Source organism: Pseudomonadota bacterium (assembly GCA_026388215.1).
GTDB lineage: Bacteria > Desulfobacterota > Syntrophorhabdia > Syntrophorhabdales > Syntrophorhabdaceae > JAPLKF01.
The window spans coordinates 1-10,820 of the sequence record JAPLKF010000062.1 but is presented as its reverse complement, the minus strand read 5'-3'; the positions used below and the strand labels follow the sequence as shown (position 1 = coordinate 10,820).

12 protein-coding genes are annotated in these 10,820 nt (G+C 42.8%); 9 read left to right on the top strand and 3 right to left on the bottom strand.

The genetic code is table 11. The features are described 5' to 3' along the window. Both NTU69_04330 and cysK read left to right on the top strand, forming a co-directional pair. The coding region (locus NTU69_04330) for a cytochrome b/b6 domain-containing protein (protein MCX5802752.1) at window positions 1-343 on the top strand (343 nt) is incomplete at its 5' end. Between the two features lie 107 nt (window positions 344-450). After that, entirely contained in the window at window positions 451-1,314 is an 864-nt protein-coding gene (cysK, locus tag NTU69_04325) for a cysteine synthase A (GenBank protein MCX5802751.1), read from the top strand. A gap of 15 nt (window positions 1,315-1,329) precedes the next feature. Here the strand turns inward: cysK and NTU69_04320 are convergent, their stop codons facing one another. Together NTU69_04320 and NTU69_04315 are read right to left on the bottom strand one after the other, a co-directional pair. Next, window positions 1,330-2,481 (bottom strand): pyridoxal phosphate-dependent aminotransferase, encoded by a 1,152-nt coding sequence (locus NTU69_04320; GenBank protein MCX5802750.1) that lies wholly within the window; start codon window positions 2,479-2,481, stop codon window positions 1,330-1,332. Between the two features lie 45 nt (window positions 2,482-2,526). Then, window positions 2,527-3,273 (bottom strand): hypothetical protein, encoded by a 747-nt coding sequence (locus NTU69_04315; protein ID MCX5802749.1) that lies wholly within the window; start codon window positions 3,271-3,273, stop codon window positions 2,527-2,529. 166 nt (window positions 3,274-3,439) lie between these two features. Here NTU69_04315 and NTU69_04310 point away from each other — a divergent pair, with 166 nt between their 5' ends. The 4 genes from NTU69_04310 to NTU69_04295 all read left to right on the top strand — a co-directional run bounded on the left by NTU69_04310 (window position 3,440) and on the right by NTU69_04295 (window position 8,307). Further along, on the top strand, window positions 3,440-4,762 hold the full coding sequence (locus tag NTU69_04310) for a glutamine synthetase family protein (protein ID MCX5802748.1): 1,323 nt from the start codon (window positions 3,440-3,442) through the stop codon (window positions 4,760-4,762). Between the two features lie 111 nt (window positions 4,763-4,873). Then, complete coding sequence (locus tag NTU69_04305) at window positions 4,874-5,215, top strand: cupin domain-containing protein (protein ID MCX5802747.1); 342 nt, start codon at window positions 4,874-4,876, stop codon at window positions 5,213-5,215. Between the two features lie 25 nt (window positions 5,216-5,240). After that, window positions 5,241-6,512 (top strand): endonuclease Q family protein, encoded by a 1,272-nt coding sequence (locus NTU69_04300; protein MCX5802746.1) that lies wholly within the window; start codon window positions 5,241-5,243, stop codon window positions 6,510-6,512. Beyond that, window positions 6,463-8,307 carry a UvrD-helicase domain-containing protein gene (locus NTU69_04295; GenBank protein ID MCX5802745.1) on the top strand — a complete coding sequence of 615 codons (1,845 nt, stop codon included), beginning with the start codon at window positions 6,463-6,465 and terminating at the stop codon, window positions 8,305-8,307. Before NTU69_04300 ends, NTU69_04295 begins: the two co-directional genes overlap by 50 nt. A 40-nt stretch (window positions 8,308-8,347) precedes the next feature. Here the strand turns inward: NTU69_04295 and NTU69_04290 are convergent, their stop codons facing one another. After that, window positions 8,348-9,031 (bottom strand): MBL fold metallo-hydrolase, encoded by a 684-nt coding sequence (locus NTU69_04290; GenBank protein ID MCX5802744.1) that lies wholly within the window; start codon window positions 9,029-9,031, stop codon window positions 8,348-8,350. A 122-nt stretch (window positions 9,032-9,153) separates the two neighbouring features. Here NTU69_04290 and NTU69_04285 point away from each other — a divergent pair, with 122 nt between their 5' ends. The 3 genes from NTU69_04285 to NTU69_04275 form a co-directional block, all read left to right on the top strand. Continuing rightward, complete coding sequence (locus NTU69_04285) at window positions 9,154-9,810, top strand: MBL fold metallo-hydrolase (protein ID MCX5802743.1); 657 nt, start codon at window positions 9,154-9,156, stop codon at window positions 9,808-9,810. A gap of 10 nt (window positions 9,811-9,820) precedes the next feature. Further along, complete coding sequence (hpt, locus tag NTU69_04280; GenBank protein ID MCX5802742.1) at window positions 9,821-10,336, top strand: hypoxanthine phosphoribosyltransferase; 516 nt, start codon at window positions 9,821-9,823, stop codon at window positions 10,334-10,336. A 232-nt stretch (window positions 10,337-10,568) separates the two neighbouring features. Then, window positions 10,569-10,820 (top strand): hypothetical protein (locus NTU69_04275; GenBank protein MCX5802741.1); only part of this gene is annotated, 252 nt, incomplete at its 3' end.

Here is a 10,820-nt window from a genome sequence, read left to right as displayed (position 1 = left end):
GGCCTTATTCTATATATTTTATATGTTTAGGGGTATGAAAAATCCTTTCACGCCATCCATAGATGAAAAATTTAATCCCCTCCAAAAACTTACATACCTTTCCGTTATGCTTGTACTTATGCCTGTCATTATTATCACAGGCATAATGTTCAGTGATGTTCTGTATTTTTTAAACTATATAAAGATTATCGGGGGACTCAGGGTACTTGATGCAATTCATGTTGTAACTGGTTATCTTTTTGTTGTATATCTTTTGGTGCATATATATATGTCTACCCTCGGCAGGAGGGTATTCTCACTTATAAAAACCATGTTTAACGGTTATGAAGAGGAAAAGGATTAATATAAACTGTTCAAGATTGAGAAACTCTGGAGACAGCGATAATAAAACAGATTAAACGGAACAACAGGAAAAAACAGGACGCTTTCGAGATCAGGTGTTCCCCTGATGTGTTGTGTACCATAGGGAAAACCCCGCTCATTCAAATAGGAAAAATATATGCAAAACTGGAAACTACAAATCCATCTGGAAGTGTCAAAGATAGGATGGCCCATTATATGGTATACAAGGCCGAAAAGGATGGTAAGCTTAAACCAGGAAGCAGAATAATAGAGGTAACGAGCGGAAACACAGGGATAGCCTTTGCTATGATTGCTGCCCACAGGGGGTATAGGTTTACAGCGATTATGCCAGAATCAATGAGCCTCCAGAGGAGGCATATGATGGAAGCATTTAAAGCAGAAATCATATTGACCCCTGCTGAAGAAGACATGGCTGGAGCTATAAAAAAGTACAATGAAATTATAAAAAAATATCCAGATGCCTGGTTGCCTAAACAGTTTGAAAACCCGGATAACATAGCTGCCCACAGGGAAGGATTGGGTAAAGAAATTATAGAAGAAACAAATGGAAGGGTTGACGCTTTTGTTGCAGGTATTGGGACCGGTGGAACCCTGATAGGTGTTGCGCAGGCACTAAAGGAGGTAAACCCTCATGTTAAAATTATTGGTCTTGAGCCAGAAGAGTCCTCAGTTCTGTCTGGTGGGAGGGCGGGATTTCATGAAATACAGGGGATCGGCGAAGGCTTTATCCCGAAGATAGTTCAGGAACACATGGATTTGATTGACGAAATAGTTAAGGTAAAAAGTAATGATGCCATAGCCATGGGTGATCTCCTGGCAAGAAAGTATGGCATACTCGTTGGTATAAGCTCGGGGGCAAACGTTCTCGTGGCAACAAAGGTGAGGGATAGATACAGAAATGTAGTTACTATCCTTCCAGATAGAGGTGAAAGATACCTGGGTTATGGTTAATAAGGGTATATTGTTTTACAGGATTCTTAGCCATTTTTCGAGTCTCTCACACCCTGCCTTCAGCCTGTTCATGTTGTTTGCATAGGAAAAGCGTACATGGGAACCCGCCTTGTAAGAACCGAAGTCATAACCCGGGGTAAGGGCAACCCTTGCCTCTCTTAGCGCCTTCTCCACAAATTCCATGCTGTCAAGCCCCCACTTATCTATGCCTGCATAGATATAAAAGGCGCCCTCCGGATCCACGGGTATGCTAAAACCAAGTCCTTTTAATTGAGGAAGCATAAAGTCCCTTCTCTCCTCATAGGTCTTTCTCATCTTCTCAAGTTCATCCGCTTCGTCAAAGGCATACATGGCAGCATACTGGGATATAGAAGGAGGGGATATAAAGACATTCTGGGCTATTTTCTGTATGGGCCTCACAAGTGCTGGCGGGACAACCATCCACCCCAGTCTCCACCCTGTCATGGCATAGGCCTTCGAAAATCCATTTACCACTATTACATCCTCTGAAATGGAGAGCGAGGTCTTTGCTTTTCTTCCATATGTGAGTCCTGAATATATCTCGTCCACTATAAGTTGACTTCCCTTAGAAGAAATAAATTTATACAGTTCATATATGGTTTCTTCTCTGTAAACAACCCCAGTTGGATTTGATGGATTGGAGATAATAAGCAATTGGGGGGTTACATCTGTGCTTCCTAAACACTCCACCGTAATTTCAAACCTCGTACTTTCTGATACTGGAAGGGAAAGAATTTCAGCGTCAACGAGGGTACCAAAATTCCTGTAGCAGGGGTAGCCGGGGTCGGAAACAGCAAGAATCCTCCCTTTTTCAAGAAGGGTGGTGAATAAAAGTAAGAATGCACCTGATGTTCCGTTTGTTATCAGAACCCTTTCCGGTGAAACCCTTACATGCTCTATCCTTTCATAATATTCAGCGATTTTTTCTCTTAGCTCAGGGAGCCCAAGGCTATGTGTATAGAATGTACGGTTATCCCTTATCGCCCTTATTGCCTCTTCCTTTATGGATGGGGGGGTTGCAAAGTCGGGTTCACCCACCTCCATATGTATAATATCTTCGCCCCTCGCCTCCATCGCTTTCGCCTTTTCAAGAAGTTCCATTACATAGAAGGGTGCGATCTTCTCTGCTCTCTCTGTTATCTTCATGGCCTTCCCTCTCTTATTTTATCAGATTCCGGCGCATACTATGTCCTATTTAATCTCAGGTGAGGCATGAGGGTTGAAAGGGTTTATCCTCACTGCAAGAGAAAAAAGATACGGATATTCACCCTTCAAATGTTGCATATATGCCAGCCATTCAGTGATAAGTAAAACATATGCCCTCTTTATATCCCCCGATAGATGGGCATAATCAGGATCGGTTAACCGTTTTACATCAACCCTGTACGCTAATTCCTCAGCAACATGAAACACTGCCCACAAGAGTTCTGTAAAGGATTCGTGTTCAAGCAGGTTTGGGTTCTCTAAAAGGCCAAGCAAAAACATCCTTTCCTGGATAAGGAAGCTTCGTAGCAATTCCAGCTCGCCCCTTTTACTCTCAACCCCATAGTCGAAATCCTTTATCTGTTTCTTGGCATTTAAAAATTGTCTACCTGACCAGTCATCGGTTAAGATGAGGTGTCTTCGCAGTTTATCAAGGTTATGGTCAAAATTAAAAAAGTGCTTCAGTAAGGCTACCCCTACCTCGCTGAAAAAAACACCTATAACCATATTCATTTTCTTGAGCATTATGCGCTTTTCTCTTACCTTTAACAGCTGGTCTATGATAAGAGTTACCAAGAGAACCTGAACAGGAATAAAGGCTATGTCTCCTAACAGATAAATGAAAATATGTCGGGCATCTCTAAAAATTGCATAATGGAGGAAATATAAAAGGGCTGACAGCAAGCTTAACGATATACCAAAGATGATTCGCCAGTTAAAACGCTTCAAAGGCATGTTGGAAATGTAGCAGAATTTCCCACAGTATGTCAATGCCCTATCAATTGCATGCTATGATTATAGATTGTCAGCTGTTCAAGCAGTGAAAACCGTTGACTTTGTTGAAGGATATGTTCATAATGAAAGGGTGCAATGCATATAAAAGCTTACGGAGGGATTAAAAATGACAAAAAACGAGGTTGTTAAGCTTGCCCACGATAAAGATGTAAGGTTTATTAAGCTATGGTTTACAGACGTACTCGGCTTTGCAAAGAGTTTCAGTATTACCATAGATGAACTCGAAGGTGCCCTTACAGAAGGGATGGGCTTTGATGGCTCTTCCATCCAGGGATTTGCACGAATAGATGAGAGCGATATGATTGCAAAACCAGACCCATCAACCTTCGTAATACTGCCCTATAGGCCAAAAGACAGTGCTGTGGTTGCAAGAATTTTCTGCGATATCTATGAGCCGGATGGTAACCCCTACAAGGGTGACCCCAGGTATGTTTTGAAGAGGAACTTAAAGATAGCAAAAGATATGGGGTTTACCTTCAACATCGGGCCTGAGCTTGAATACTTCTACTTTAAATCAGATCAGGATACAGAGATACTCGATAAGGGCGGATATTTCGACCTAACCACGCTCGATGAAGCCACGGATTTGAGGAGGGATACGATACTCACGCTTGAAGAGATGGGCATAAAGGTGGAATACAGCCATCACGAAGTGGCGCCCTCCCAGCATGAGATAGACCTGAAGTATACTGAAGCACTGAGGATGGCGGACAATACAATAACCTACAGGATTGTAGTCAAAGAGGTTGCTCGAAAATACGGCGTGTACGCCACGTTTATGCCAAAACCGATATTTGGGGTAAATGGAAGTGGCATGCATGTCCATCAATCGCTTTTTAAGGGCAATAAAAATGCCTTCTTTGACGCTAAAGATAAGTATTACCTATCCAATATTGGAAAATGGTATATTGCCGGGTTATTAAGACATGCAAAGGAAATCACACTTATCACAAGTCAGTGGGTAAATTCTTATAAAAGGCTTGTTCCGGGATACGAAGCGCCAGTCTATATTTCGTGGGCAAAGCGGAACAGGTCAACACTCGTAAGAGTCCCCCTTTATAAGCCTGGTAAAGAGAAGGCAACAAGGGCTGAATATAGAAGCCCTGACCCTGCATGTAACCCATACCTCGCCTTTGCATGTATGCTCCGGGCAGGGCTTGAGGGGATCAGAAACAAATATCCCTTGCCTGTTCCTATAGAAGAAGATGTGTATGAAATGTCAGATCAGAGAAGGAAGGAACTCAAGATAGAATCTCTACCGGGAAGTCTCTACGAAGCCATTGAGCAGGCAGAAAAGAGCAAACTAATAAAGGATACCCTCGGTGACCACGTTTTTGAAAAACTGATAGAGAACAAAAAGATAGAGTGGGACAGGTTCAGGACACACGTTTCAAAATATGAGACAGATACATATCTGCCGATACTGTAAAGACAGGGTTCATGGGTTCAAGGGTTCCAGGGTCCTAGGGTTTGAAACCACTTAACCACTTGAACCCATGACCCCCTGAACCCTTAAAGATTTTATCCACAGGTAAAAAATATGATAGTGAGAAATCTACATGACCCCGAAGTGTTAAAGACTACATACATCGCCCACGGTGGTGGCGTTGCACGGATGGTACTTACCAGTGAATTCATGCAGGGCATAGAATTCCTCGCCTATGCGATGCTTCCCTCCGGAAATGTTTTAGAGGAGCACATAGACCCGGTGGAAGAGATATATCTAATCATCAAGGGAGGCGGGCTGATGAAGGTGGGGGACGAAGAAAAAGAAGTAAAAGAAGGAGATGCCATATGGATTCCTGTTGGCGAGCCTCATCGCCTTGAGAACACAACAGAAGACATGACAATCGTTTTAGTTATTGCTGCATACCCTCATTAATTAATAGTATAAGGACAAGATACTCATGCGATTTATTGCAGACCTCCATATCCATTCAAAATATTCAAGGGCAACGAGCAAGGACATGGCGCCGGAGGCATTATGGAGGTGGGCGCAGCTCAAGGGCATAACTGTGGTCGGCACAGGGGACTTTACCCATCCCGCATGGCTCATGGAGCTTACGGAAAGGCTTGAGCCTGCAGGTGACGGCTTATTCAGGTTGAAAAAGGAATTTCAATCTAAGGATATCCCTGATTCAGTAAGGGCTGATGTCTTTTTCATGCTCTCCTCTGAGATAAGCTGTATTTACAAGAAAAATGGAAGGACACGGAAGATACATTCCATTGTTTATGTGCCTGACCTTATTGATTGTGCAAAGATAAACATCGCCCTGTCAAGGATAGGGAATCTCGCATCCGATGGAAGGCCCATACTCGGGCTCGATGCAAAGGTGCTTCTGAAGATTGTCATGGATACATGCCCTCATGCTATGTTTGTCCCTGCCCACGCATGGACCCCTCATTTTTCCGTATTCGGGGCAGAATCAGGATTCGATTCCCTTGAGGAATGTTTTGAAGAATTCACCCCGCATATCCATGCCATAGAGACAGGGCTTTCTTCAGATCCACCGATGAACTGGAGGTGGTCTGCCCTTGACAGGATAACCCTGATTTCAAACTCCGATGCCCATTCTCCCGCCAAGATGGGCAGGGAGGCAAATATCTTTGATACAGATATTTCTTATAGCGCAATCGCGGATGCCATTACAACGAAAAAGAACTTTATCGGAACAATAGAATTCTTTCCTGAAGAAGGGAAATACCACTATGACGGACACAGGGTATGTGGCGTCAACCTCTCTCCGAAGGAGACAATAAGGCATAACTACCTCTGCCCTCAATGCGGGAGAAGGGTTACCGTAGGGGTCATGCACAGGGTTGAAAAACTCGCAGATAGGGTTGATGGTTTCAAGCCGGAGGGCGCCCTGCCCTTTTACTCCGTAATCCCCTTAACCGAAATCCTTGCAGAAACCCTTGAGGTCGGGGTTGCCAGCAAGGCAGTAGATCAAGAATATCAAAAGCTCATACAAAGGCTCGGAAGCGAATTCAAAATCCTTCTGGATTCGTCCCTTCCCGATATTGAAAGGGTAGCATCCCCCATTATCAGAGAGGCAATCGCCCGTGTACGCCAAGGGAATGTCCACATCACCCCGGGTTTTGATGGCGAATTTGGAAAGATAAAAATCTTTGAAGGAGCGGAGCGAAAGCAAATCAAAGGCCAGGCAACACTCTTTTAAAAAGAAAGGGGCAGTTCAAAAAAACGGTGTTGTTCGCACCGATATTGATTCACGCATGAATTCTGAGGAATTGATATTCAATGGCTTGAATGAAGCTCAAAAAGAGGCTGTGAGGGCCATTGAGGGACCAGTGCTTGTTGTTGCCGGTCCCGGGACAGGGAAGACCCTAACCATTGTGAGAAGGATCGCATATCTGATTCATCGGGGGGTAACCCCGGGGAACATTGTGGCCGTTACCTTCACCAACCGTGCCGCAAGGGAGATGAAAGAAAGGGCAGAAACCCTTTTAGGAAAGAACTCGGGCAATATGCTCATCGGAACATTCCACCTCCTTGGACTTAACATCTTAAGGGATAATCTTCCTGATAGTTTTGTCATATATAACAGGGATGAGCAGTTTAATCTTTTAAAATCAATACTAAAAGATTCCGGAATGAAGGTTCAGAAGGTCGCCGATAGAATATCCCGAATAAAAAGCCTGATCGAAGGTGTCAGCGATGAAATTAAAGATATTTATGACAAATACCAATCATCGCTTTCAAAGAATAATGCTCTTGATTTTGATGACCTCATTTTAAAACCCATTGTGATGTTCGGTAACAGCGTCCTGCTCGATAAGTACAGAGAAAGATTCAGGTATATCATCGTGGATGAATACCAGGATATAAATCCAGCCCAGCATAAGCTCCTCAGACTTTTAGCAGGTGATGACGCCAAGATATGTGCTGTAGGCGATTCTGACCAGGCAATCTATGCCTTCAGGGGCGCTGATGTAGAAAATTTCCTGAATTTTAAAAAAGATTTCAAGGGTGCAAAGACAATATCACTCACGCACAATTATCGTTCCACAGGCATGATACTCAATGCCTCAAACAGCATGATCAAGCACAACGCAAAAAGGATAGACAAAGAACTCCATCCAGTAAAAGAGGGTGGCACCCAGATTACCGTTGTTTCTGTTCCTGATGAAAGATCGGAAGGGGAACTCATCGTAGATGAAATAGAGGCAAAGATTGGCGGCACAAGCCATTATAAGTTAATGAATTCTAAAAACAGAAAGGATTTTCAAGACTCTTCTTACGGTTTTTCAGATTTCGCAGTGGTCTTCAGGACAAATGCGCAGGTGAAGGCAATAGAAGAGACATTTACTGCATCAGGCATTCCCTATCGGGTGATAGGCGGGAGATACACCATGAAAAGAAAAGGAACGGCGGATATTATTTCCCGCCTCAAGGGTCTTGCAGGCAAGATGGATAACCCTGCTCCTCTGAAAAATACATCCATAGATGAGTTTTTAAAGATGGCTTTTGAAGAATTGAAAGTGAAAGGTAACGATGATAGTTTTGAATTATTAAATAGTTTCGCTATGTTATGTAAAAATACTGATACTACCAGAACAGTTATCGACTTTCTTAATGAATTAAGTCTCCTCACGCCTGCAGATGATTTTGACCCGAGGGCAGAAGCAGTTACATTGATGACATTACATATGGCAAAGGGGCTTGAGTTTATGGTCGTATTCATTGCGGGCACTGAGGACGGCTTGATACCCTATACCATCACAAAGGAGTCCACTGACATAGAGGAGGAGAGAAGGCTTTTCTATGTAGGCATGACACGGGCAAAGGAAGAGCTTTTTTTCATACATGCAAGAAGCAGGCTTTTATACGGCAATAGACTTGATCAATCTCCATCGCCTTTTCTCGATGAAATCCCTGAAAGGTTTATGGAAATCAAGGTAATACCGGATAGGCCAAAGAAATCAAAAGAAGACAAGCAGTTAAAGTTGTTTTAAAGCATTCAGAAATTCGCAATTTGAAATTCGAAATTGGTATTCATCGCTCCCCGTACTCGTCGAGATACCGCTCAATATACTCGGTCACCTTTTCGTTAGGCTGATAGACCCCGAAGTGTCCTTCGCAGAGTATATCTGCCTTCAGTCCAAGAAGTTTTTCCATCGATTTCTGCCAGCGGGAGATGTTGGAGCCGAATTCCGGCAGGAATGGGCCGTGAATGTCCTGCCCGAAGAGGATTCTCTTTCCCCCCAGGTCCAGATATACGGAGATAGACCCCGGGGTATGACCCGGTGTATGGAGGCAGACCACTTCCTGGTCATTGACTTTGAGCCGTTCCTCTTCTTTTGTAAGCTTCATATCCACTGGTAATGGGGCAAAAATTACCCCGTACCAGTAGGCTGCGGTCATCCTGTTGCCCCCTCTCTCCACAACAGCCGCGTCAAGCTCATGCATGATAATGCGCGCACCATAACGCTTTTTAAGCTGGTTTGCACCACCCACATGGTCAATATGGCAGTGGGTGAGGATTACCGTTGAAATCTTCTTCGGGTCGAGCCCAAGTTTCTCAATATTTGAAATAATCTTATCAACACTTGTCCCCGCCCCTGTATCGATTAATACGAGTTCCCCCAAATCCAGCAGGTATATGGAACAGTCCTTTGCATCTGTAATATCAGAATTTCCAATGAGATATATATTCTTCACAACCTCTCTTGGTCCCATCTTTCTCCCCTTTCAAGACGATATTACCACGTTTTAAGGACTGTGAAAAGGGGACCGATTACCACAACCCCTTGACACCTTAAAAACCGCATTGTATTATCAAGGAAAAGGAGGGGAAGGATATGAAGATAAAATGGTATGGCCATTCGGCATTTAATATATTTACAGAAAAAGGGGTGAAAATCATTATCGACCCTTATAAGTCAGGGGCATTTGGTGGCGCCCTATCATACGGCAAAATCACAGACGAGGCCGATATTGTCCTTACAAGCCATGATCATGATGACCATAACTATACAAAGGGTATAAAAGGGGACTTTAAGCACATTAATAAAGAGGGAGCTTATGAAGTAAAGAATATTAAAATAAAGGCAATACCTTCCCATCATGACCCATCAGGGGGGAGGGAGAGGGGGCATAATCTGATATTTGTGGTTGATGCTGATGCGCTGATATTGGCTCATATGGGAGACCTTGGCCATACACTTGAAAAGGATATCATTAAAAACATAGGGAAGGTTGATGTATTACTGCTGCCCGTAGGCGGATTTTATACAATTGATGCAAAGGAAGCTACAAGGGTTATGAATGATATAGGCCCGGCTATTACAATACCCATGCACTATAAAACAGAAAAATGTAATTTCCCCATCTCGAAATTTGAAGAGTTCACAAAAGGTAAAAAGGTGGTCAAGGAATTGAAATCTTCTGAGGTTGAGGTTAAAAAGGACACCCTGCCTAAAACACAGGAGATTATTGTATTAAAATATGCCCTGTAGGTGATATTGGATGCTCAAAAGGCTATTTTCAAAAAAGGATATAAAGAACGCGGTAAAAAGGCTTGCATTATCAATCAAAAAGGATTTTAAGGGTGAGAAGATTGTATTCGTATGTCTCTTAAGGGGCTCTTTCATGTTCACAGCAGACCTTATACGATATATTAACAACCCATCAAAGATCGACTTTATAAGGGCTTCATCGTATGGATACAATATGAAGTCTAAGGGAAAAATCACCATTACAAAAGATATTGAAGAAAATATTGAAGGGGAAAATGTTGTGATTGTGGAAGATATCATAGATTCAGGTCTTACCCTCACATACATAAGGAATATGCTGCTCAAGAGAAATCCAAAATCTCTAAGGATATGCGCCCTTGTTGATAAAAGGGCCGGGAGGGAGGTGGAGATAGAAGGCGATTATGTAGGTTTTACCATTGATGATGGTTTTATAGTAGGATACGGGATCGATTATGCCGAACAGTATAGAAACCTTCCTGAAATATATGTTGTAGAAAGGGATTGAAAATCGCGATACAGATTCTAAGATGGAAAGTTTTTCGCTGGAAAAATAAGGAGGTAAAATATACAGGTACTGGTAATGTATTATTCAAGATCAGGAAACACCAAAAAGCTGGCTGAAGAAATAGCCAGAGGCGTAAAAGAGGTGAATGAAAAACTATCTCTAACGCAAAGAAGCTGGGTAAAAGGGTAGCGATGTTGGTTAAGAAGTTGAAGAGCTAACGGGTTATTATCCAATGATAAATGAATCGGGTGACAAACAAAAATTAATTACGAGAGAAGATTGTGTACTCGTTTTAATTGACATTCAGGATAAACTGATACCTGTGATAACTAACAGAGAAGGAGTGATTAAAAATGTCGTTCAACTTGCAAGGTTTTCTCATATCATTGGACTTCCAGTCATAATCACTCAACAGGAAAAGCTTGGTTTCACCATTGCTGAGGTCAAAAAAGAACTCCCAGACGTACGCCCGATTAATAAGGTC